At 60.3% G+C, this 23,467-nt stretch carries 21 protein-coding genes; 12 read left to right on the top strand and 9 right to left on the bottom strand.

The window, feature by feature from the left end; genetic code table 11:
- Nucleotides 1-2: 2 nt before the first annotated feature.
- The 9 genes from murC to mutT all read left to right on the top strand — a co-directional run bounded on the left by murC (nucleotide 3) and on the right by mutT (nucleotide 11,257).
- Nucleotides 3-1,457, top strand: coding sequence for a UDP-N-acetylmuramate--L-alanine ligase (gene murC, locus AB5Y95_RS06890; protein WP_368160220.1), 1,455 nt, complete (start codon nucleotides 3-5; stop codon nucleotides 1,455-1,457).
- A gap of 97 nt (nucleotides 1,458-1,554) precedes the next feature.
- Nucleotides 1,555-2,307 (top strand): cell division protein FtsQ/DivIB, encoded by a 753-nt coding sequence (locus tag AB5Y95_RS06885; RefSeq protein ID WP_244364977.1) that lies wholly within the window; start codon nucleotides 1,555-1,557, stop codon nucleotides 2,305-2,307.
- Complete coding sequence (gene ftsA, locus AB5Y95_RS06880; RefSeq protein ID WP_005305690.1) at nucleotides 2,288-3,547, top strand: cell division protein FtsA; 1,260 nt, start codon at nucleotides 2,288-2,290, stop codon at nucleotides 3,545-3,547. Before AB5Y95_RS06885 ends, ftsA begins: the two co-directional genes overlap by 20 nt.
- A gap of 40 nt (nucleotides 3,548-3,587) precedes the next feature.
- Nucleotides 3,588-4,739 carry a cell division protein FtsZ gene (gene ftsZ, locus AB5Y95_RS06875; protein WP_005305686.1) on the top strand — a complete coding sequence of 384 codons (1,152 nt, stop codon included), beginning with the start codon at nucleotides 3,588-3,590 and terminating at the stop codon, nucleotides 4,737-4,739.
- A gap of 101 nt (nucleotides 4,740-4,840) precedes the next feature.
- Nucleotides 4,841-5,764 (top strand): UDP-3-O-acyl-N-acetylglucosamine deacetylase, encoded by a 924-nt coding sequence (gene lpxC, locus AB5Y95_RS06870; protein ID WP_011707578.1) that lies wholly within the window; start codon nucleotides 4,841-4,843, stop codon nucleotides 5,762-5,764.
- 140 nt (nucleotides 5,765-5,904) lie between these two features.
- The gene (locus tag AB5Y95_RS06865; protein WP_005305673.1) at nucleotides 5,905-6,810 is read left to right on the top strand and encodes a M23 family metallopeptidase; all 906 of its coding nucleotides are present in this window, start codon (nucleotides 5,905-5,907) and stop codon (nucleotides 6,808-6,810) included.
- A gap of 59 nt (nucleotides 6,811-6,869) precedes the next feature.
- The gene (gene secA, locus AB5Y95_RS06860) at nucleotides 6,870-9,587 is read left to right on the top strand and encodes a preprotein translocase subunit SecA (protein WP_010635954.1); all 2,718 of its coding nucleotides are present in this window, start codon (nucleotides 6,870-6,872) and stop codon (nucleotides 9,585-9,587) included.
- Between the two features lie 69 nt (nucleotides 9,588-9,656).
- Nucleotides 9,657-10,835 carry a tetratricopeptide repeat protein gene (locus tag AB5Y95_RS06855; protein ID WP_368160217.1) on the top strand — a complete coding sequence of 393 codons (1,179 nt, stop codon included), beginning with the start codon at nucleotides 9,657-9,659 and terminating at the stop codon, nucleotides 10,833-10,835.
- 8 nt (nucleotides 10,836-10,843) lie between these two features.
- Complete coding sequence (gene mutT, locus AB5Y95_RS06850) at nucleotides 10,844-11,257, top strand: 8-oxo-dGTP diphosphatase MutT (RefSeq protein ID WP_005305665.1); 414 nt, start codon at nucleotides 10,844-10,846, stop codon at nucleotides 11,255-11,257.
- Nucleotides 11,258-11,317: 60 nt separating this feature from the next.
- Here mutT and yacG read toward each other — a convergent pair whose 3' ends face one another.
- The 9 genes from yacG to AB5Y95_RS06805 form a co-directional block, all read right to left on the bottom strand.
- The gene (gene yacG, locus AB5Y95_RS06845) at nucleotides 11,318-11,512 is read right to left on the bottom strand and encodes a DNA gyrase inhibitor YacG (protein ID WP_005305661.1); all 195 of its coding nucleotides are present in this window, start codon (nucleotides 11,510-11,512) and stop codon (nucleotides 11,318-11,320) included.
- A 9-nt stretch (nucleotides 11,513-11,521) separates the two neighbouring features.
- A complete protein-coding gene (gene zapD, locus AB5Y95_RS06840; protein ID WP_025202564.1) occupies nucleotides 11,522-12,244 on the bottom strand; it encodes a cell division protein ZapD in 723 nt (240 codons plus the stop codon).
- Between the two features lie 37 nt (nucleotides 12,245-12,281).
- Nucleotides 12,282-12,896, bottom strand: coding sequence for a dephospho-CoA kinase (gene coaE, locus AB5Y95_RS06835; protein WP_252603446.1), 615 nt, complete (start codon nucleotides 12,894-12,896; stop codon nucleotides 12,282-12,284).
- Between the two features lie 19 nt (nucleotides 12,897-12,915).
- Nucleotides 12,916-13,788 (bottom strand): A24 family peptidase, encoded by an 873-nt coding sequence (locus tag AB5Y95_RS06830; protein ID WP_368160213.1) that lies wholly within the window; start codon nucleotides 13,786-13,788, stop codon nucleotides 12,916-12,918.
- A gap of 22 nt (nucleotides 13,789-13,810) precedes the next feature.
- On the bottom strand, nucleotides 13,811-15,052 hold the full coding sequence (locus AB5Y95_RS06825; RefSeq protein ID WP_005305649.1) for a type II secretion system F family protein: 1,242 nt from the start codon (nucleotides 15,050-15,052) through the stop codon (nucleotides 13,811-13,813).
- A gap of 115 nt (nucleotides 15,053-15,167) precedes the next feature.
- Entirely contained in the window at nucleotides 15,168-16,874 is a 1,707-nt protein-coding gene (tapB, locus tag AB5Y95_RS06820) for a PilB family type IVa pilus assembly ATPase TapB (protein ID WP_017766420.1), read from the bottom strand.
- Nucleotides 16,875-16,877: 3 nt separating this feature from the next.
- On the bottom strand, nucleotides 16,878-17,312 hold the full coding sequence (locus AB5Y95_RS06815; RefSeq protein ID WP_041203005.1) for a prepilin-type N-terminal cleavage/methylation domain-containing protein: 435 nt from the start codon (nucleotides 17,310-17,312) through the stop codon (nucleotides 16,878-16,880).
- A 321-nt stretch (nucleotides 17,313-17,633) separates the two neighbouring features.
- Nucleotides 17,634-18,491 (bottom strand): carboxylating nicotinate-nucleotide diphosphorylase, encoded by an 858-nt coding sequence (gene nadC, locus AB5Y95_RS06810; RefSeq protein WP_274181719.1) that lies wholly within the window; start codon nucleotides 18,489-18,491, stop codon nucleotides 17,634-17,636.
- A gap of 4 nt (nucleotides 18,492-18,495) precedes the next feature.
- Nucleotides 18,496-18,966: a TIGR02281 family clan AA aspartic protease gene (locus AB5Y95_RS06805; RefSeq protein ID WP_010635963.1), complete on the bottom strand. Its 471-nt coding sequence runs from the start codon at nucleotides 18,964-18,966 to the stop codon at nucleotides 18,496-18,498.
- Between the two features lie 123 nt (nucleotides 18,967-19,089).
- On the opposite strand from AB5Y95_RS06805, the gene ampD reads away from it, so the two are divergent.
- From ampD to aceE, 3 genes are all read left to right on the top strand, one after another.
- Entirely contained in the window at nucleotides 19,090-19,662 is a 573-nt protein-coding gene (gene ampD / locus AB5Y95_RS06800) for a 1,6-anhydro-N-acetylmuramyl-L-alanine amidase AmpD (protein ID WP_017784976.1), read from the top strand.
- 275 nt (nucleotides 19,663-19,937) lie between these two features.
- Entirely contained in the window at nucleotides 19,938-20,702 is a 765-nt protein-coding gene (gene pdhR, locus AB5Y95_RS06795) for a pyruvate dehydrogenase complex transcriptional repressor PdhR (protein ID WP_005305630.1), read from the top strand.
- A gap of 79 nt (nucleotides 20,703-20,781) precedes the next feature.
- On the top strand, nucleotides 20,782-23,442 hold the full coding sequence (gene aceE / locus AB5Y95_RS06790) for a pyruvate dehydrogenase (acetyl-transferring), homodimeric type (RefSeq protein ID WP_017766424.1): 2,661 nt from the start codon (nucleotides 20,782-20,784) through the stop codon (nucleotides 23,440-23,442).
- Nucleotides 23,443-23,467 lie beyond the last annotated feature (25 nt).

Below are 23,467 nucleotides of genomic sequence, written 5' to 3'. Positions count from 1 at the left end.
TTATGACCAAGGTTGAACTGGCAAAACTGCGTACCGTTATCCCTGAAATGCGCCGGGTGCGTCGCATTCACTTCATCGGCATCGGTGGGGCCGGGATGGGCGGTATCGCTGAAGTCCTTGCCAACGAAGGGTATCAGGTGACCGGCTCGGATCTGGCCCGCAATGCGGTAACCGAACGGCTCGAGTCCCTCGGTGCCCACATCTTCGTGGGCCACAGTGCCGAGCACGTGAACGAGGCGAGCGTGGTGGTGGTCTCTACCGCCATCAAGCAGGACAACCCCGAGCTGCTGGCTGCCCGCGAGCTGCGCATTCCTGTGGTGCGCCGCGCCGAGATGCTGGCCGAGCTGATGCGTTTCCGCCATGGTATCGCCATCGCCGGCACCCACGGCAAGACCACCACCACCAGTCTGGTGGCGAGCATCTATGCCGAAGCGGACCGGGATCCGACCTTCGTAATCGGTGGCCTGCTCAATAGCGCCGGCACCAATGCCCGCCTGGGCAGCAGCCGCTATCTGATTGCCGAAGCGGACGAGAGCGACGCCTCCTTCCTGCATCTGCAGCCGATGGTCTCCATCGTGACCAACATTGAAGCGGATCACATGGACACCTATGGTGGCGACTTCTCCAAGCTGAAGGCCACCTTCATCGACTTTTTGCACAATCTGCCGTTCTACGGGCTGGCCGTGGTGTGCGTGGATGACCCTGTGATCCGCGGCATGCTGCCGGAGATCGCGCGTCCCACCATCACCTATGGCCTGAGTGATGATGCCGACGTGCAGGTGCTGGACTTCGTGCAGACCAGCAACCGCAGCCGTTTCCGGGTCCGTCGCAAGGATGCCGGCGAGCTGGAGGTAACCCTCAATCTGCCCGGCATCCACAACGCCCTCAATGCCGCGGCGGCGATTGCGGTCGCCACCGAGGACGGGATCGGCGATGATGCCATCATCCGGGCGCTGGCCAAGTTTGAAGGGGTGGGTCGCCGCTTCCAGCAATATGGCGAGTTCGAGACCGGCCGCGGCAAGGCCATGCTGGTGGACGACTACGGTCACCACCCGAGCGAGGTCAAGGTCACCATCAACGCCGCTCGCGCCGGCTGGCCCGAGAAGCGACTGGTGATGGTGTTCCAGCCGCACCGCTACACCCGTACCCGAGATCTCTATGAAGACTTCGCGGACGTGCTCTCCAAGGTGGACGTGCTGGTGATGCTGGAGGTCTATGCCGCCGGTGAAGAGCCTATTCCGGGCGCCGATGGCCGCGCCCTGTGCCGCTCCATCCGCTCCCGCGGCAGTCTGGAACCCATCTTTGTCGCGACGCCGGACGATGTGCCGGCGGTACTGGCCGGCCTGATCGGCGAGGGCGATCTGGTGCTGACCCAGGGGGCAGGGAACGTCGGGGCGCTGGCACGGCGTCTCGGCGAGATGAAATTGAGCATCGAGAGCATGAAATCCGGCGCCTGAGGGCCCAATGAGTATTTTGACCGCCAAGCCGGGGCCTATATAATGGCGAACCGGCCTGCAAAGGGCCGGCATGGCGCGTTAAACGGGGATCGATCGGGTGGAGGCAAGGGCACAAGGGCGCACCAAGGGAGGCTTCATCGCCGGGGTGGGATTTTTCCTCCTGGTCATGTGGGGCCTCTACCAGACCGCGCTGGATGTTAAAGATTGGCTGACGGATGCCAATCGGTTGCCCATGAGCGAGCTGTTGCTGCAGGGGCAACACCAGTATTTGCAAACCGATGAACTGCGCAGCGCCGTAATGGATGGCGCCGAACTGCGCAACTTTTTCGAGTTGGATGTGAACGAATTGCAGGCGCGGTTGAACGCCTTGCCTTGGGTGGCCCAGGTCTCGGTACGCAAGAAGTGGCCCAACAAGATCAAGGTCTATCTCACCGAACAGGCGGTGGCGGCACGCTGGAATGGCAACCGCTTCGTCAACACCAAGGGTGAGGTGTTCAGTGCGCCGGACAGGGTGAAGACCCCCCTGATGCAGCTGTCCGGGCCAGAAGATCAGGCCGTCAAGGTGCTGGAGGCCAGCCGTCAGTACGAGGCGCAGCTGGCGGCCAGAGGATACAAGCTGCTGGGGGTGAATCTGACCCCTCGCCATGCCTGGGAACTGACCCTGGATGGCAACATTCAGCTGTTTTTGGGGCGCTCGGATATCGCGCTTCGACTGCAGCGGTTTATCGATGCCTTTCCGGTCATCGAGCCCCGTGAGCGGGTTGCTTACGTGGATCTTCGATACGACACCGGGATGGCAGTTGGCTGGAAGAAGAACGAAGAGAAAGTGAATGACCAAAACCGCAGATAGAAATCTGATTGTCGGACTGGATATCGGCACAACCAAGGTGGCGGTTCTGGTTGGCGAAGTGCTGCCAGACGGTGAGCTCAATGTCATCGGCATGGGCAGTCACGCCTCTCGTGGCATGGACAAGGGCGGGGTCAACGATCTCGATTCCGTGGTCAAGTCCCTGCGCCGTGCGGTGGAAGAGGCCGAGATGATGGCCGACTGCCAGATCAGCTCCGTCTATCTGGGGCTTTCCGGCAAGCACATCGACTGCCGTAACGAAACCGGCATGGTGCCCATCTCCGATGAAGAGGTGACTCAGGAAGACGTGGACAACGTCATCCACACCGCCAAGTCGGTTCGGTTGTCCGATGAGCTACGGGTGCTGCACGTGCTGCCTCAGGAGTTCGCCATCGACTACCAGGAAGGGATCAAGAACCCGGTCGGTCTGTCCGGCGTGCGGATGGCCGCCAAGGTGCACCTGATCACCTGCCACAACGACATGGCTCGCAACATCGAGAAGTGCGTTGAGAAGGTGGGTCTGCGGGTGGATCAGCTGATCTTCTCCGCGCTGGCGTCCAGCTACGCCGTGCTGACCGAAGACGAGAAGGAGCTGGGTGTCTGCGTGGTGGACATCGGTGGTGGCACCATGGACATGTCGCTGTTTACCGGCGGTGCCCTGCGTCACACCAAGGTGATCCCGTACGCCGGCAGCACGGTGACCAGCGACATCGCCTACGCCTTCGGCACTCCGCCGCTGGATGCGGAGGCGATCAAAGTGCGCTACGGCTGCGCCCTGGGCCGGCTGGTCAGCAAGGAAGACAATATTGAAGTACCCAGTGTCGGCGGTCGTCCGGCGCGCAGCCTGCAGCGGCAGACACTGGCTGAAGTGATCGAGCCCCGTTACACCGAGTTGCTCTCCATGGTGAATGATGAGCTGGTGCGGGTACAAAGCGAATTGAAAGCGCAGGGGGTCAAGCATCAGCTTGCAGCCGGTGTGGTCTTGACCGGCGGCGCTGCCCAGATCGAAGGCATTGTGGAGTGCGCAGAGCAGATCTTCCAGAGCCAGGTCCGGGTAGGGGAGCCCATGAATATCCGGGGATTGAGTGATTACGTGCAGGCGCCTGTGTACTCGACCGCGGTCGGGTTGCTGCAGTATGGCCGCACCCATCAATCCACCGGCAGTAGCAAGGAATATGCCGCCAAGGCAAGCGTAGGTGGGCTGGTCAAACGGGTCAGCAACTGGTTGCGTGGCGAGTTCTAAAAGATTTTGCTGAGTCAGGCAAATAAAGCGGAGAGACAACATGTTTGAATTTATGGATAGCCACACTGACGAAGCCGTCATCAAAGTGATTGGTGTGGGTGGTGGCGGCGGCAACGCGGTCGAACACATGGTTCGTCAAAACATCGAAGGTGTCGAGTTCATTACCGTCAACACCGACGCCCAGGCGCTGCGCAACTCCAGTGCCAACACAACCCTGCAGATCGGCGGTGGCATCACCAAGGGTCTGGGTGCCGGGGCCAACCCGGAAGTGGGTCGTGACGCGGCCATGGAAGATCGGGAAGCACTGCGCGAGCTGCTGACCGGCTCCGACATGGTGTTCATCGCCGCCGGCATGGGTGGCGGTACCGGTACCGGTGCTGCCCCGATCGTGGCCGAAGTGGCCCGCGAGATGGGTATCCTGACAGTTGCTGTCGTAACCAAGCCGTTCTCCTTCGAAGGGAAAAAACGGATGGGCTTTGCCGCTCACGGTATCGAAGAGTTGTCCAAGAACGTCGACTCCCTGATCACCATCCCCAACGACAAGTTGCTGAAGGTGCTGGGTCGTGGCATCTCCCTGCTGGACGCCTTCAAGGCGGCCAACGATGTGCTGCTGGGTGCGGTACAGGGCATTGCCGAGCTGATCACCCGTCCGGGTCTGATCAACGTCGACTTCGCGGACGTACGTACCGTGATGCGCGAGATGGGTACCGCCATGATGGGTACCGGTTCCGCCTCCGGTGATGACCGTGCCGAAGAAGCGGCCGAGAAGGCCATCTCCAGCCCGCTGCTGGAAGACGTGGATCTGGCCGGTGCCCGCGGCATCCTGGTCAACATCACTGCCGGCATGGACATGACCATCGAAGAGTTCGAAACCGTGGGTAACGCGGTCAAGGCCTTCGCCTCCGAGAACGCCACCGTGGTGGTGGGTACCGTAATCGACCCGGAAATGCACGATGAACTGCGCGTGACCGTGGTTGCTACCGGTATCGGTGCCGAGCGCAAGCCGGACATCACCTTGGTGAAGAACAACATGGTCCAGGAACGTCCGGCTCGTCAGCCCCTGATCAGCGAAGCCCTGCAGTCTCGCGTGATGGAAGAGGCGCCGGCCAAGGTGGTGAACGCCGAGCCGCAAGCTCGTCGCGAACCGGATTATCTCGATATTCCTGCGTTCCTGCGCAAGCAAGCCGACTAAGCCTCTAATGACGCTGGTTTGCTTGTTGCTTAAGGAATGTGCTAAGATGGCCTGCCCACGACCATCTGGTCAGGAATTTGAGCTGTTAAGCGGATACGCCCATGATTAGACAAAGAACCTTGAAAACGAGTGTCCAGGCCACCGGTGTCGGCCTGCATTCGGGCCGGAAAGTCACAATGACGTTCCGTCCGGCGCCTGTTAACACAGGGATCGTTTACTTGCGTACCGATCTGAATCCTGTGGTAGAGCTGCCAGCCAATGCCGATCAGGTGCGTGATACCGTGCTTTGTACCGCTCTGGTGAACGAAGCCGGTGTCCGTGTCTCTACCATTGAGCACCTCTCTGCCGCACTGGCCGGGATGGGCATCGACAATCTCTATGTCGAGGTTGATGCGCCCGAGATCCCGGTGATGGACGGCAGTGCGCACCCCTTTATCTACCTGCTGCAAGAAGTTGGTATCCGTGAACAGAATGCCCCCAAGCAGTTTGTGCGGATCAAGCAGAGCATCCGTGTTGAAGACGGCGACAAGTGGGCGGAATTCCACCCCTATCGCAACGGCTTCAAGATGGATCTCGAGATCGACTTCCAGCATCCGGTATTTGAAGGACGCAATCAGCGTTGCGTGCTGGACTTCTCCGGTGCCTCTTTCGTGAAAGAGATCAGCCGTGCCCGTACCTTCGGCTTCATGCGTGACATCGAGTACCTGCGTTCCCAGAACCTGGCGCTGGGCGGCAGCCTGGAAAACGCTGTGGTGCTGGATGACTACAGGGTGTTGAACGAAGATGGTCTGCGCTACGAAGACGAATTCGTCAAACACAAGATGCTGGATGCGATTGGCGATCTGTACATGTGCAATCGCAGCATCATTGGCGAATTCCGTGCCTACAAGACCGGCCATGCCCTGAACAACAAACTGCTGCGTGCCTTGCTGGCCAAGCAGGAGGCCTGGGAACTGGTGACCTTCGAGGGTGAGGGCGACAAAGCGCCTATCGCTTACTACGATAACGGTCTGGTTCTGGCCTGATAGCCGTGCAACGGAACGTCGGTCCTCTCTCCGCACCGACGTTCCGTCATTTGTTTACTCCATTCTGTAATACCGATTATCTCCCGGTTTTATTTTCCGTGTCGGCCCATGGCCACACCTGACCGAGCAGACTGATTTCTATGAGCATTACCCTGATCCTCCACGGTAAGCAGCGACGCAGGTTGCACTTGCCCAAACAACGTCTGGCCTGGGTCGGCGGTATCCTCTTCACTGTATTGGCCTTAGGGGGCGGCTGGCTCTGGCAGAGCTGGCAGCAAAAGATGGACGCGCTGGAAGTGGCGCTGGCCATGGCCGAACAGCAAAAATCCACGCAAGGGGCTGACGAAGCCCGCGAACAGCTTGCCATGCTGGCCGCCCAGGTGGGCACCATGCAGGGGCAGCTGGGTCGACTCAATGCACTCGGAGAGCGGCTGACCGAAAAAGCCGACCTCGACCCCGAGGAGTTCAATTTCAAGGAGCTGCCCCCCATGGGCGGTCCCTCCTATGATGCGGATCTGGAAGTCAGCCTCAACGAGCTGCAGGACTCCATGAAGCATCTCAGCCAACAGCTCAGCAGTCGTGAAGAGCAGCTGTCGGTACTTGAATCTTTCATCATGAATCACCATATAACCGATGCCGGTTTCATCTCCGGGACTCCGGTCAAGCAGGAGCGAGTTTGGGTCTCCTCTGGCTTCGGTGGCCGGGTCGATCCGTTCAATGGTCGTGCCAAGATGCACAAAGGGGTAGATTTCCGTGGCAAGCCCGGCACCCCCATCCTGGCAACGGGCCCGGGCGTTGTAAGCTGGGCGGGCCGTCATCCGGAATTTGGCAACATGGTGGAGATCAACCACGGCAATGGTCTGGTGACCCGCTATGCCCACAACTCCAAGTTGCTGGTCGAAGTGGGCACCCTGGTCGATGAGGGCCAGAAAATTGCCTTGATGGGACGCACCGGTCGCGCGACCGGGGTCCATTTGCATTACGAAGTGTTGAAAGATGGTCGTCAGGTGGACCCCGCGCGTTTTCTCAATGCCAGACGGGGTTAGGTTTTTTTCTCCAGGTTCCAGTGACGGAACGCTTATATAACCAGAAATAGTTGGTACCCATGATTAGCACACTGCTTACCAAGATTATCGGCAGCCGGAACGACAGAACGCTCAAGGCTTTGCGTAAAATTGTAAAACAGATCAACGCGATGGAGCCGCAGTTCGAAGCTCTGTCCGATGCACAGCTGCAGGCCAAGACGGCCGAGTATCGTCAGCGTCTGGAGCAGGGTGAGACGCTGGAGCAGCTGCTGCCGGAGGCCTTTGCCACCGTGCGTGAAGCCTCCCGTCGGGTGTTCGGCATGCGTCATTTCGACGTGCAGCTGATAGGCGGCATGGTGCTGAACTCCAACCGCATCGCCGAAATGAAAACGGGTGAAGGTAAGACCCTCACCGCCACCCTGCCGGCCTACCTGAATGCCCTGAGCGGCCGCGGCGTGCACGTGGTGACGGTGAACGACTATCTGGCCAAGCGTGACGCCGAGGCGAACCGCCCGCTGTTCGCCTTCCTCGGCATGACCGTCGACTGCAACGTGCCCGGCATGGATGCGTCCCAGAAGCGCGACGCCTACGCCGCCGACATCACCTACGGTACCAACAACGAATTCGGTTTTGACTACCTGCGCGACAACATGGCGTTCTCGCCCGAGCAGCGCGTGCAGCGTCCGCTCAACTACGCGCTGGTGGATGAGGTGGACTCGGTGCTCATCGATGAAGCTCGTACCCCGCTCATCATCTCCGGCCCAGCCGAAGACAGCTCCGAGCTCTACATCCGCGTCAACAAGCTGATCCCGCTGCTGGTCAAGCAGGACAAGGAAGACTCTGAAGAGTACACCGGCGACGGCCACTACACGGTGGACGAGAAGAACCGTCAGGCATTGCTGACCGAGAACGGCCAGATCTTCGTGGAAGAGCTGCTCAAGAAAGAGGGGCTGCTGGCCGAGGATGACTCCTTGTTCTCCGCCACCAACATCAGCCTGCTGCACCACGTCAACGCCGGCCTGCGTGCCCACACCCTGTTTGAGCGCAACGTCGACTACATAGTCCAGAAGGACGAGATCGTCATCGTCGACGAGCATACCGGCCGTACCATGCCGGGTCGTCGCTGGTCCGACGGTCTGCATCAGGCGGTCGAGGCGAAGGAAGGGGTGAAAATCCAGAACGAGAACCAGACGCTGGCCTCCATCACCTTCCAGAACTACTTCCGTCTGTACGACAAGCTGGCGGGCATGACGGGTACAGCCGATACCGAAGCCTTTGAATTCCAGCAGATTTATGGCCTGGATACCGTGGTTATCCCGACCAACAAGCCGATGGTGCGCAAGGACATGGGCGATCTGGTCTACCTGACCGCCAACGAGAAGTATGCCGCCATCATCGAAGACATTCGCGGCTGCGTCGAGCGTGGCCAGCCGGTGCTGGTCGGTACCGTCTCCATCGAGAACTCCGAGCTGCTCTCCGGCATCCTGACCAAGGAGAAGATCCCGCACAAGGTGCTGAACGCCAAGTTCCACGCCATGGAAGCTGAGATCGTCGCCCAGGCCGGTCAGACCGGCGCCGTCACCATCGCCACCAACATGGCCGGTCGTGGTACCGACATAGTGCTGGGTGGCAACTGGCAAGCGGAAATCGCCCAGCTGGAGAACCCGAGCGAAGAGCAGATCGCCGAGCTGAAGGCCGCCTGGCAGGTGCGTCACGATGCGGTGCTGGCCGCCGGTGGTCTGCACATTATCGGTACCGAGCGTCACGAGTCCCGTCGTATCGACAACCAGCTGCGCGGCCGTTCCGGTCGTCAGGGGGACCCGGGCTCCTCCCGCTTCTACCTCTCCATGGAAGATACCCTGATGCGGATCTTCGCCTCCGATCGCGTGACCGGCATGATGAAGAAGCTGGGCATGGAAGAGGGCGAAGCCATCGAGCACCCCTGGGTGACCAAGGCCATCGAGAACGCCCAGCGCAAGGTGGAAGGTCGCAACTTCGACATCCGCAAGAGCCTGCTGGAGTTTGACGACGTGGCCAACGACCAGCGCAAGGTGGTCTACGAGCAGCGCAACGAGCTGCTGGACACCAGCGACATCTCCGAGACCATCCACGTCATCCGTGATGACGTCTACGGCGCCATCATCGACGAGTACATCCCGCCCCAGTCTCTGGAAGAGATGTGGGACGTGCCGGGTCTGGAAGCCCGCCTGAAGTCTGATTTCGCCCTCGATCTGCCGCTGCAGCAGTGGCTGGCGGAAGACGACAAGCTGTATGAAGAGAAGCTGCGCGAGCGCATCCTGGATGAAGCCACCAAGCTCTATGCCCACAAGGAAGAGCTGGTTGGTAAAGAGGTGCTGCGCAACTTCGAGAAGGCGGTCATGTTGCAGACCCTGGACGGCCTGTGGAAAGAGCATCTGGCGGCCATGGATCACCTGCGTCAGGGCATCCATCTGCGCGGTTACGCCCAGAAGAACCCCAAGCAGGAGTACAAGCGCGAGTCCTTCGATCTGTTCACCCAGATGCTGGAGACCCTCAAGCGCGACGTGGTCAGCATACTGAGCCGGGTACAGGTGCAGGAGCGCGACGTGGAGGCAATGGAAGAGCAGCAGCGCCAGCAGGCCGAAGCCGCTCCCCGTACCTACACCCACGCGACGGCCGACAACCAGCTGGCCGATGAAGAGCAGGCCGAAGCGGGCCCGGTCACCTTCGTGCGGGACGAGCAGAAGGTGGGGCGCAACGATCCCTGCCCCTGCGGCTCCGGCAAGAAATACAAGCACTGCCACGGTCAGTTGACCTGATAGCGCCATGACCATGAATGCACCGCCTCCGGGCGGTGCATTCATTTCTGGCAAGCGAGGAGAAGCGTCATGAGCAAGATGCCGACGGGCTGGGATGCCGCGGCCCACACCAGCTGGCTGGCCGGCCAGCGTCAGGTTGCCATCCAGCAACTGCTGGCGAGGCTCAACGGCAGCGCGGTCAAGCCGGTGGCTCTGCAGCTGCAGTTTGCCTATTACCTCTTTTTGTGCGGTGACCCGGCGTCGGCGGCCCAAGTACTGGAGATGGCTCACAAGGCCGAACCTAGCAACAACGAGGTGCTGCGCAACCTCTGCTCTTGTCTGTCACGGTCCGGTCAATACGAACAGGCGGTGGCGCGGCTGCAGGCCCTGTTGCAGCGTCTCCCCGACGACTTCCATGCGCTGGATGCTCTCTGCGCCTCGCTGGCCAAGCTGGAGCGCCACGCCGAGGCTGCCGTGGCGGGAACCCGCTCGCTGGAGCTAAAGGCTCGGGTGAGCGACAAGGCGCCGTCAGACTGGACTCTGCCGGCAGTCGCACCGTCGGCCTGGCTGGCGGCAGACAAACCGGATGTCATCGCCTTCTCGCTGTGGGGCAGTGCCCCTCGTTACCTGCGGGGCGCCATCGACAATGTGCTGGCGGCCGCCTATCTCTATCCGGGTTGGCGGGTACGTTTCTACGTGGATGAGAGCGTGCCCGCCGAGCTGCTCGCTGCGCTGCGCGAACTGGGGGCCGAGCTGTTGCTGCAACCCGCCGGTCAATCTTTGCGTCGGCGCCTCTGCTGGCGTTTTCAGGTAGCCAACGATCCGCGGGTGGGACGCTTTCTGGTGCGGGATGTGGATTCGGTACCGGGTGTACGCGAGCGGCTGGCGGTACAGGAGTGGCTTGCATCGACGCGCTGGTTTCATATCATGCGCGATTGGTGGAGTCATACCGATCTGGTGCTGGCGGGTATGTGGGGTGGAGTGGCCGGTGTGTTGCCGCCACTGGCGCCCCTGCTCGAAGCCTATCAGCCGGACGTCATGGAGACGCCGAATATCGACCAGTGGTTTTTGCGCGACCGGCTCTGGGGTTATCTCTCGTCGAGCTGTCTGGTGCATGACCGCTGCTTCACGCCGTCTGGCGCCATCCCCTGGCCGCTGCCCGCCCCGGACGGGAGCGAGCATGTGGGGCAGGATATCTTTACGGCACAAGGGGAAACACAGGCCCGCCGGCTGGCGCCCTGGATTGCCCGTTTGCCATGTTTACGCTGAGGACAATGATGGAACAGAAGAAACGGATCTGGGTGGCGGTCGGCGTCATCGAGAACGAACGGGGCGATATCTTCATCGCCAGACGCTCCGCCGATCGTCATCAGGGGGATCGCTGGGAATTCCCCGGCGGCAAGGTGGAGGCCGGAGAGGATCTGCTCACCGCGCTGGACAGGGAGCTGTGGGAAGAGATCGGGATCCGGGTACAGGATTGCGCTCCCTTCATGGAGCTGCATCACGACTACCCGGACAAGCAGGTACTGCTGGATATCTGGAAGGTGACCCGCTTCAGCGGTGAGCCGTTTGGCAAGGAGGGGCAGGAGTGTCGCTGGGTGCCGCTGGCCTCGCTGCATGAGTATCACTTCCCCGACGCCAATGGCCCGATCGTGACGCGCCTGCAGGCATCGCTGGCCGCACAGGGCTGATATGAGCCGCAGTGCATACCAAAATAAAAAGGGCCGTATCGGCCCTTTTTGCTTGCTGGCTTACTGCCACTGCTCCCCCTCTTCGGGGTAGGGCAGCAGCTCCGGGTCTATTTCCCCCGGGATCCGCTTCTCCTCGTCGGCCCACTCGCCGAGATCGATCAGCTGGCAGCGCTTGCTGCAGAACGGGCGAAACGGGCTCTGCGGGCCCCATTCCAGCTCGGTCTGGCAGGTCGGGCACTTTACCTTGGTCACCATGGATGCTCCTTAGCAGCAGGCCAGCTGGAAGGACACGTCACCGATCTGCTGCTCCGCAGTGGGCAAAAAGCGCAGGGCAAACCGGTTCTTGTGGCCGCTCAGGGTCGGGTAGCACTGCTGGGTACCGCTCAGGCGAATGCGGATCAGCTCGGCACTCTCGGCGGTATCCTGGAAGAAGCCGTTGACGGCCACCTGTTCGCTGAAGTTGCCGGATTCACGCCACAGGCGCAGCAGCAGGGAGATGGCGTTCATCAACAGGTTGATGTCGCTCAGCCACAGCTGCATCTGCTGATGACGGGCGATGGCCGGGGTGGCCAGCCAGTGGTGCAGTTGCGGTACGTCGAAGGCGCACAACCCGCCCGGAATGGAGAAGCGTTGGCGGATGGAGCCAAGCAGGCGATCTTCTTTCAAGCGGGCACCGGGACGCGGTGCACTCAGCAAGTTGCGGGAGAGCTGGGTGCTCTCCTGCTGCATCAGGTTGATCTGCTCCAAGTCGACGTCTGGCAGGCTGGCCCAGTGGCTCAGGCGCTGGCTGAGGCGCTCCAGATCCTTGATGAGATCGGCGCGCAGGTCACCGCGCTCCAGCAACTCCTGCAGGTCGAACAGGCCCTTGAAAAAGGCGATGTGTGCCCAGGGCTGGTCGCTCTCCAGATTGTCGCGGATCTGGGAAAACAGGGACTCCAGACGAAGATAGGTCCGGCTTTTTTCATTGAGGGGAAAATCGTAAATCATGCCTAATCCTGGCCAGCCATAAACCGGCCTAGTGTACTCACAGTTGGCGGGCTTGTTGAGAGGCAAATGCCAGATATGTCTCGTGCAGCGCGAAAATTCGGCTCTTTATTGCCTCGGGCGTGCCGTTCTGGTTGTCCAGCACATCGTCGGCTGCCGCCAGCCGCTCGGTCCGGCTCGCCTGGGCGGCCAGGATGGCTTGGGCCTGCTCCCGGGTCACGCCGTCCCGGCGACAGGTACGCTCAATCTGGGTCGCTTCGTCCACGTCGATCACCAGTACCCGGTTGGCCAGTGCGGTGAGCCGGTTTTCCACCAGCAGGGGCACCACCAGCAGGCAATAGGGGGAGCGCGCGGCCGCGCACTGGCGCTGCATCTCGCTGCGAATGAGGGGATGGAGCAGGGCGTTGAGCCAGTCCTTGGCCTGCGGGTCAGTGAAGACCCGCTCACGCAGCTGGCGGCGATCGAGCCGGCCATCCGGGGCGATGACGTCTGCGCCAAAATGGGTGGCGATGGCCGCCAGGGCCGGGGTACCGGGTTCCACTACCTCGCGGGCGATGATGTCCGCATCCACCACCTCGATGCCCAGCTCGGCAAACTGATTGGCAACCGTGGTCTTGCCGCTGCCAATCCCGCCGGTAATTGCGACTACATACATGGGTCAGTGCTGCCTTTGATCAGAGAAACGTCGTGAGATACCAGCGGGTGATGGTATCGCCCCACAGCAGCGCGATCCAGCCGGCGATGGCCAGGTAGGGCCCGAAGGGGATGGGTTTGCCCTGATGATGGTTGCGCAGCAGGATGAGACTTATCCCTATGATGGCGCCGACCAGGGAGGAGAGCAGTAACACGATGGGCAGGGCCTGCCAGCCGAGCCAGGCCCCCAGCGCTGCCAGCAGCTTGAAGTCGCCGTAGCCCATCCCTTCCTTGCCGGTCAGCAGCTTGAAGGCCCAGTAGAGACTCCAGAGCACCAGATAGCCGGCCATGGCACCGATCACCGCATCGGCCAGAGGAACGAATCCCCCTGCCAGATTGAACAGCAGGCCGCCCCACAGCAATGGCAGGGTCAGCTGATCCGGCAGCAGCATCTTGTCCAGATCGATGAAAGTGAGCGCCACCAGCACCCAGGTGAGCAGCAGGGCGGCCAGCAAAGCCCAGCCCGGTGGGAATGTTGCGGCGACGACCAGCGAGAGCAGGGCTGTCAGCAGCTCCACCAGCGGATAACGGGCCGAGATGGGGGCCTGACATTCACGGCAGCGACCCTTGAGCCAGAGCCAGCTGAGCAGGGGGATATTCTCCATGGCCGTGATGGCGTGGCCGCAATGGGGGCAGGCGGAACGCGGCACCATCAGGTTGTAGCGTTCCTCCTGCTGCAGTTGTGTCTCTGGGGTGAAATAGCTGAGGTATTCGGCCTGCCACTCCCGTTCCAGCATGATGGGCAGGCGATGGATCACCACGTTGAGAAAACTGCCGATCATCAGAGAGAAGAGGAATACCAGCGAAGAATAGAGCCAGGGCAGGCTGTGAAAAACGTCAGTGATCAGCAACATCGGGTTCCGGATTGGTTGGGGGTCAGTGGATGACCGACCCCAGTTTGAAGATGGGCAGGTACATGGCGACCACCATGCCGCCGACCAGTACCCCCAGCACCACCATGATGAGAGGTTCCAGCAGGCTGGTGAGGCCGTCGACTAGATCGTCCACCTCCTGTTCGAAGATGGTGGCGACCTTGGAGAGCATATCATCGATGGCGCCTGACTCCTCGCCAATCATCACCATCTGGATCACCATGTCGGGGAAGAGATCGACGGTGCGCATGGCCACGTTGATCTGCATGCCGGCCACCACCTCGTTGCGAATGGCCATGACGGCGGTGCGATAGACATAGTTGCCGGAGGCGCCTGCGGCGGAGATCAGGGCATCCACCAGCGGGATACCGGCGGAAAAGGTGGTGGAGAGGGTACGGGCGAAGCGGGCCATGGCAGCCTTGTGCAATATCATGCCGACCACCGGGATGGTCAGAATGAACTTGTCGGTGTTGTCTCTGACTTTCTGCGAGGCACGCCAGGCTCGCACGTAGAGGAAGATGGCGAGTGCAACCCCGCCAAAGATCATATACCACCAGTTCTGCATGAAGCGGGAGATGCCGATGACGAACTGGGTAAAGGCGGGCAGTTCGGCGCCGAAGCTCTTGAAGATGTCCTCAAACTGCGGAATGACGAACAGCAGCAGAATGGAGGTGACGACAATGGCCACCAGGATGACCATGGTGGGGTAGAACATGGCCTTCTTGATCTTGGATTTGAGCGCTTCGGACTTTTCGCGATAAGTCGCGATGCGGTCGTAGATGGTTTCTAGGGCGCCGGACTGCTCGCCCGCCTCGACCAGGTCGCAATAGAGATCATCGAAGTGGCGGGGATGGCGGCGCAGCGCCTCGGACATGGGGGTACCGGTCTCCACATCGGCGGCTATCTGGCCCATCAGCTCGCGCATGGCCGCCTTCTCGTGGCTGCGGGCGATGATCTGCAGGCTCTGGACCAGAGGTACGCCGGCCGACAGCATGGTGGTGATCTGACGGGAGACGACGGCAATATCCATCGGCTTTATCTTGGCGCCGCCCTTGGAGAAGAGCCCCTGGCTCTTCTTGCTCACCTTGGTGACGTTGACGCCCTGCTTGCGCAGCTCGGCCTTGACCGTGTTGATGCTGTCGGCCTGCAGCTCGCCGGAGACCTTCTGGCCCTTGCGGTTCACCCCGCTCCAGCGAAAGGCGAAGACTTTCTTGGGGGCATTCTGTTTCTGGGTTAGCGTTGCCATCACTGCGTCCTGCAATGGGGCCCGGCTTGCTCGTCGCTAAGACAAGCCGCCTCGGCCTGATGGAAATCGCCAGGGCCGGCGGCACCTGGATGAATCGGCTGAGCGATAGACTCTGTCAGTTGGTTGTTACCCGGTTTATCTCGGCCAGGCTGGTCACCCCCAGCCGGGCCTTCTCAAGACCGGAGGTCCGCAAGGTGCGCATGCCCTCCTTCTGGGCAATGGCCGCAATTTGCATGGAGTTGGCTCCCTGCATGATCAATTTTGCAATATTTTCGGACATCAACAGGATTTCGTAGATGCCGACCCGCCCCTTGTAGCCGCCCGAACACTCCTTGCAACCAACCGGCTTGAACAGCCGCAAGCCTGCTGCCAGCTGCTGTTGGGTGAACCCCAACTCCAACAGTTCAGCCTCCGGCACCACTTCGGGGGCCTTGCAGTGGTCACACAGCTTGCGTGCCAGTCGCTGGGCCATGATCAGGGTAACCGAGGAGGCGATGTTGAAGGCGGGCACCCCCATGTTCATCATCCGGGTCAGTGTTTCGGCCGCCGAGTTGGTGTGCAATGTGGAGAGCACCAGGTGGCCGGTTTGTGCCGCCTTGATGGCGATCTCGGCGGTTTCAAGATCCCGTATTTCCCCGACCATCACTACGTCGGGATCCTGGCGCAGGAAGGAGCGCAGGGCACTGGCGAAGGTCAGCCCGGCCTTGGGGTTGACCTGTACCTGATTGACCCCAGGCAGGTTGATCTCCACCGGGTCTTCGGCGGTTGAAATATTCACTTCTGTGGTGTTGAGAATGTTCAGGCCGGTGTAGAGCGACACCGTCTTGCCCGAACCGGTCGGGCCGGTCACCAGGATCATGCCCTGAGGCTTCGAGAGCGCGCGCAGATATTGTGCCTTCTGCCGATCGTCAAAGCCGAGCTGTTCGATATTGAGGCGCGCAGCGGAAGAGTCGAGCAGACGGATAACGATCTTCTCGCCCCACATGGTGGGCAGTGTGTTGACCCGCATGTCCATCGACTTGTTGCGCGACATCTTCAATTTGATGCGGCCATCCTGGGGCAGCCGCCGTTCGGCGATGTCCAGGCGCGCCATCACCTTGAGGCGGGCAGAGAAGCGGTTGGCCAGATTGACCGGTGGCGTCGCTACCTCATGCAGGATCCCGTCTATCCGAAAGCGAATACGGTATTTGGTCTCGTAGGGTTCGAAGTGGAGGTCGGATGCACCGCGCTTGATGGCATCCATCATGATCTTGTTGATGTATTTGACGATGGGGGCGTCATCGTCCGCCGTGTTGACGCTCTCGTCGAGTCGTGACCCCTCGTCAGACACCTCCAGCTCGGAGATCTCGGATTCGTCGATGTCCTCCATGCCGAGGGCGTCCTGATCGTTCTCCATCAGCTTGCTGATGGCGGCGGTCAGCTTGTTCTCCTCGACCAGCAAGGCCTCGGTGTGCAGCCCGAAGCTGAAACCAAAATCCTCCAGTGCCGACACATTGGTCGGGTCGGACATGGCGATATAGAGGGTGTGGCCCTGGGTGTAGATGGGCAGTACATGGTGTTTCTCAATCAGCTTCTGATTGAGGTACTTCTGCGGGATCTCGGCCAGGTCGAAGGCGGCAAGATCCAGCAGAGGTACCCCATACTCCAGCTCGCAGAAGTCGGCCAGCGCCTTGCTGTCGAGGATCTCGTTCTCGATCAGAAAGGTCACAAAAGGTTTGCGCTGCGCCTTGGCCTGGCTCAGATAGCGCTGTGAGTCGGACTCACTGAGCAGGGAAGAAGCGGCCAGACTTAACGCCAGGCCGCTATTGGGGCTAGAGGTCATCTATTAGCAGATACCTGCAGCGACACACGAACCAACGGATCCACTGGGGTTAGCTTCCCATTTCACTCTACCTGCATCTTCTGTGCCGATTATGTAATAGGTTTCTGCTACTGGGGCTAAACCTGTGGCTTTTACTTCATATACGGCGGAGCCTTGGGTTGAGTTAGTTGCTTGCACCTCAACCTTGTCTACGATCGCCGTGCCAACACTACCACTTACTGCTGTTGTTGCCGCAGTGACGCAGGCTGCAGGTGCGCTGCCTGCTTGGCTACAAACTTCTATTGCGGTCTTAGCCGCACCAGTTGCAGCGACCACTTCAGTAAATTTCGCTTTTTTGGTGTATGTCTGATATGCCGGCAGCGCAATGGCGGCCAAGATGGCGACGATCGCGACCACGATCATCAATTCGATAAGGGTAAAGCCTGATTGTTTCTTCATTTCAAATATCCTTTTTGTCCTTGGTTCCTGGGAAGTGCCGGTGGAAAACTATCCACACGTCAGTATCTTATCCGAGCTGTCCGACTTGGCAACAGAGGTCGGGGTCTTTGTTAACAATCTTTCTGTCATTTGCGAAAAATTTGATATAAATCATGGATAAAGAGCCCCTATCGACTCTTTGTAGCTGGCGGGGATGGGTCCATCTCACACTCCTTTGCCGAGGGATCCTGCCTTAAAGAAAAGGCGCCCATGGCGCCTTTTGCAAGTCCTTCATCTTGTTATATGTCACCGGCCCGACGGGGCATGGTGAACGCCCTTCGGCTAGATAAAACGCATCGAGAGGTCCAGGGCCCGCACATGTTTGGTCAGGGCACCGACCGAGATGAAGTCGACACCGGTAGCCGCATATTCGGCCAGGGTGTCCAGCGTGACGTTGCCGGACACTTCCAGCTTGGCCCGCCCCTGATTGAGTGTAACGGCCTCGCGCATCATGGGCACGTCGAAGTTGTCCAGCATTACTATGTCTGCCTGGGCTGTCAGCGCCTGTGCCAGTTCGGCCAGGGATTCGACCTCGACTTCCACCGGTTTGCCCGGGTTGAGCCGGCGAGCCTCGGCAATGGCCTGCACTATGCCACCACAGGCGAGAATATGGTTCTCCTTGATGAGATAGGCGTCATAGAGGCCGATGCGGTGGTTCTTGCCGCCGCCGCAGGTGACCGCGTACTTCTGGGCGCTGCGAAGGCCTGGCAGGGTCTTGCGGGTGTCAAGCAGGCGGCAATCTGTGCCTGCCAGCTCGGCCACGTAGCGGGCGGTGAGGGTGGCGACGCCGGAGAGGGTCTGCACGAAGTTCAGCGCATTGCGCTCGCCGGTCAGCAGGGTGCGAGCCGGGCCGTGCAGACGAAACAGCTCCTGATTGGGGGTGAGCACTTCACCATCCTGCACCAGCCACTCCACCTGCACATCGCCGCCAAGCTGGGTGAATACCTCGTCTACCCAGGGTTGGCCGCAGAAGACACCGGCTTCGCGGGTGATGACGCGGGCCGTCGAGATGCGATCCGCCGGGATCAGCTGGGCCGTGATATCGGCGCTGGCATCCGGTTGGTCCAGCGCGGTGAGGGCGTCGCCCAAATCTTCGAGTAGTGCGGCGCGCACGGCGCGACGGATGTCCTGTTGTAGCATGCCTTTATTCCTGCAAAGGTCTGAGCAGCAACTGCCGCTCCTTTTGAACCAGCTCCAGCCGGCCGAGGGCATTCATGCCTACCAGCACCTCGTCGCCAGCCGCCGCCGGGTTGATAAAGATGGCCAGATCGTACAAGGTCAATGGTCCCATCGCCAGCGTTTCGATGGTGCCGTTGCCGACCCGGATAAACCCGGCTGCCGTATTCACCTGGCTGCTGCCGTGGGCGGTCAGGCCGAGCCGCTCGGCGACCCGTTGCGGCACTGTGATGCGCGTTGCGCCGGTATCGAGCAGCAGTTGCACCGGCTGGCCGTTGATGGCACCCTCCAGTCGATAGTGGCCGCTCTGGTCGGCCCTCAGCAGGAGTTCGCCGCTGGCGGTGACGCTCGGTTGGGTGCGGGAGTGGAAGTAGAGGGTCAGCAGGCCCATCAAAGAGAGCCAGGCCAGTAGCCAGAACCAGCGCGCCGTTTGCTGCATACCTCATCCACATCGAGCCCAAGATGACCCAGCCTAACACACAATTTTCCACTGATTCAGCGGCTTGGTGACAAGATGCCGGCCCGGATCGCGCTTTTCCCCTCAACTCGTATCGAGTAGCCGATGACCCATCCTGACCTCACGTTTTCCATCGACGCCGCCGGCTGGTGCCGAGAGGCTCGCAAGGTGCCCTCTCCCCACCACAACGAGCGGGCCAGCCCGAGCGACATCTCTCTGCTGGTGGTGCATGGCATCAGCCTGCCGCCAGGCGAGTTCGGCGGACCCTTCATCGATGACCTTTTTCTGGGGCGGCTTGATCCCGCGGCTCACCCCTACTTTGCCGACATCCATCAGCTGCGGGTCTCGGCCCACTGTTTGATCCGGCGCGATGGTGAACTGGTGCAGTATGTGCCGTTTGGTGCCAGGGCCTGGCATGCCGGAGTGTCGAGCTGGCAGGGGAGGGAGGCGTGCAACGACTTCTCCATCGGCATCGAGCTGGAGGGGACAGACGAACTGCCCTACACGGATGCACAGTATGAGGTATTAGTTGGGCTCAGTCGAACCTTGTCGAGTCATTATCCCGCCATCACGGCGGATCGCATCGTCGGCCATTGCGACATAGCGCCGGGGCGCAAGACGGATCCGGGTGAGAGTTTCGAATGGCAGCGATATCGCCAGGCACTCAACTTTAAGTAAATATTCTAAAAATAAGTTTGTGTTTTTAAAACAATGGCTTGCCTCTATGGCAGGCCATTTTTATTCGCTGTTGATCAAATGTTGCCTGTGAGCCATGTCAAAAATATTGGTCTGACCAATTTCTATGAGGCAAATCATAAATCTCTCTATTTACCCCTTAAGTGGCAAGGTTGATTCTTGATTCAGATCATCTTTTGGGTGGACTTTTCCCATGCCCTCTGCTAATTTTCGCCCCATTCATGAAATTGGTAATACCAATTTAACAAAGCAGCCTCATGCCCTATCTCAAGATTACTCAACCCAAGTTGGCCGACGCCATTGTCGCCGAGCTGGAACAGATGATTCTGGAAGGCAGTTTGCAGCCGGGCCAGAAGTTGCCGCCCGAGCGGGAACTGGCTATCCAGTTTCAGGTTTCGCGCCCTTCGCTGCGCGAAGCCATCCAGCGCCTCGAGGCAAGAGGACTCTTGTATCGTCGTCAGGGCGGCGGCACTTACGTACAGAATGCCTTGAGCAAAGGGATCGCCGATCCCCTGTTCGAGCTGCTCAGCACCCACCCGGAAGCCCAGTACGACCTGCTGGAGTTTCGCCATGCGCTGGAAGGCATCTGTGCCTACTATGCTGCATTGCGGGGAACGGAAGCCGATTTCGAACGGATCCGTCAGGTGCAGTCCGCCATCGAGGAGGCTGGCCAGCAAGGCTCGCTGGTAGCCGAATCCGCTGCCGTCACCCAGTTCTATCTGGCGGTGGCCGAGGCGTCCCACAACGTGGTGCTGCTGCATCTGCTGCGGGCCATGGGCCCCATGCTTGAGCAGAACATTTTACGCAATAACGAAATTCTGAATCGCCGTCCGGGAGTGGTCGCCAAGATCCGTCGCCATCGCGCGCATCTGATCGAGGCTATCCTGTCGGGGGCTCCGGAGCGGGCCAGGGCAGCTTGTCATGAGCACCTGGCCTTTATCGAGGACACCTTGTTGGATATGCAGAGGGAAGACAGCCGGATCCAGCGATCCATGCGTCGGATCCGTCAGCAGGAAAACTAATCCCACAAGGCTTTATTGTCGAATGCTTGCGCCCTTCGCCGTGCAATGCCGTGCAATCACAACATAATAGGAACCAGCCATGTCTGATATCCTGAAGAACGATGTGGACCCGATAGAAACGCTGGAGTGGCTTGCCTCTCTGGAATCCCTGCTGCGTGAAGAGGGTCCGCAACGCGCTCAGTTCATCCTTGAACAGTTGGCCGAGAAAGCCCGCGCAAGCGGTGTGGACGTGGCTGCCAAGGCAAATCGCGACTACATCAACACCATCCCGTCCAGCGACGAGCCGGCTTACCCGGGCGACCTGGAGATGGAGCGCCGCATTCGCGCCATCATCCGCTGGAACGCCATGATGATCGTGTTGCGCGCCTCCAAGAAAGACCTGGACCTGGGTGGTCACATGTCTTCCTTCGCCTCTTCCGCGACCATCTACGAAGTCTGCTACAACCACTTCTTCCGTGCCCGCAACGAGAAGGACGGTGGCGACCTGGTTTACTTCCAGGGTCACATCTCCCCGGGCATCTACGCCCGTGCATTTGCAGAAGGTCGCCTGACCGAAGAGCAGCTGGACAACTTCCGTCAGGAAGTGGATGGCAAGGGTATCCCTTCCTACCCGCACCCGAAACTGATGCCGGAATTCTGGCAGTTCCCGACCGTCTCCATGGGTCTGGGCCCCATCGCCGCCATCTATCAGGCCCGCTTCCTGAAGTACCTGACCGACCGTGGCATCAAGGATTGCTCCGAGCAGACCGTTTACGCCTTCCTGGGTGACGGCGAGATGGACGAGCCGGAAGCCAAGGGCGCCCTGACCGTTGCCGTGCGTGAAAAGCTCGACAACCTGGTGTTCGTGGTCAACTGCAACCTGCAGCGTCTGGATGGCCCGGTTGTCGGCAACGGCAAGGTCATCAACGAGCTGGAAGGCCTGTTCGCCGGCGCCGGCTGGGACGTCACCAAGGTTATCTGGGGTCGCAAGTGGGATGAGCTGCTGAAGAAAGACACTTCCGGCAAGCTGATCCAGCTGATGAACGAGACCGTGGATGGTGACTACCAGACCATGAAGTCCCGCGATGGCGGCTACGTGCGTGAGCACTTCTTCAACCGTTACCCGGAAACCGCCGCGCTGGTCAAAGACATGACTGACGAGGAGATCTTCGCCCTGAACCGCGGTGGTCACGATCCTCGCAAACTGTTTGCCGCCTTCTCCAAGGCTGCACAGACCAAGGGCAAGCCGACCGTGATCCTGGCCAAGACCATCAAGGGCTATGGCATGGGCGAAGCGGCCGAAGGCAAGAACATCGCTCACCAGGTCAAGAAGATGGATCTGGGCTCAGTGCGTCACCTGCGCGATCGTTTCAACCTGCCGGTGACCGACGAGCAACTGGAAAACCTGCCGTACCTGAAGATCGAAGAGGGTACCGAAGAGCACAAGTACCTGCACGCCCGTCGTGCCGCGCTGAAGGGTTATGTTCCGACCCGTCTGCGCGAGAGCACCACCAAGCTGGAAATCCCGGCGCTGGATGCCTTCGGTCCGCTGCTGGGTGAACAGGCGCGTGAAATCTCCACCACCATGGCGTTCGTGCGTTCCCTGAACGTGATGCTGAAAGACAAGTCCATCGGCAAGCGCATCGTGCCGATCCTGGCTGACGAAGCCCGTACCTTCGGTATGGAAGGCCTGTTCCGCCAGATCGGTATCTACAGCCCGCACGGTCAGCAGTACACCCCGCAAGACCGCGACATCGTCTCCTACTACAAGGAAGACAAGCAGGGTCAGGTTCTGCAAGACGGTATCAACGAGCTGGGCGCCATGTCCTCCTGGCTGGCTGCTGCGACCTCTTACAGCACCAACGACTGCCCGATGATCCCGTTCTACATCTACTACTCCATGTTCGGCTTCCAGCGGATCGGCGACATGGCGTGGGCAGCCGGTGACCAGCAAGCCCGTGGCTTCCTGCTGGGTGCGACCTCCGGTCGTACTACCCTGAACGGCGAAGGTCTGCAGCACGAAGATGGTCACAGCCACATCCTGGCCAACACCATCCCGAACTGCGTCTCCTACGACCCGTCCTACGCCTATGAAGTAGCGGTGATCGTACAGGACGGTCTGCGTCGCATGTACGGTGAGAACCCGGAGAACGTGTTCTACTACATCACCACTCTGAACGAGAACTACGCCATGCCGGCCATGCCGGAAGGCGCCGAGGAAGGCATCCGCAAGGGTATCTACAAGCTGGAAACCGTGGCCGGCACCAAGGCCAAGGTACAGCTGCTGGGTTGTGGCTCCATCCTGGGTCACGTGCGCACCGCCGCCCAGATCCTGGCCAACGAATACGGCATCGGTTCCGACGTGTTCAGCGTCACCTCCTTCAACGAGCTGGCTCGTGACGGTCAGGACGCGGATCGCTGGAACATGCTGCACCCGACTGCCGAGGCTCGTGTTCCCTACATCGCTCAGGTACTGGGCAGCGAAGCCACTATCGCCGCGACCGACTACATGAAGTCCTTCGCCGATCAGGTGCGTGCCTTCGTGCCGACCGAAAACTACCGCGTGCTGGGTACCGACGGTTACGGCCGTTCCGACAGCCGTGCCAACCTGCGTCGTCACTTCGAAGTGAACGAGTTCTACGTAGTGGTTGCTGCCCTGACCGAACTGGCCAAGCGCGGCGAGGTAGACAAGCAGGTTGTGGCCGAGGCCATCGCCAAGTACGGCATCGATGCCGACAAGGTCAACCCGCTGTACGCGTAAGAGGATCAAGTGTCGTGCCGGGACT

The sequence above is a fragment of the Aeromonas sp. R5-3 genome, assembly GCF_040908225.1.
Lineage (GTDB): Bacteria > Pseudomonadota > Gammaproteobacteria > Enterobacterales > Aeromonadaceae > Aeromonas > Aeromonas dhakensis.
This window is presented reverse-complemented; position numbering and strand designations above follow the sequence as displayed.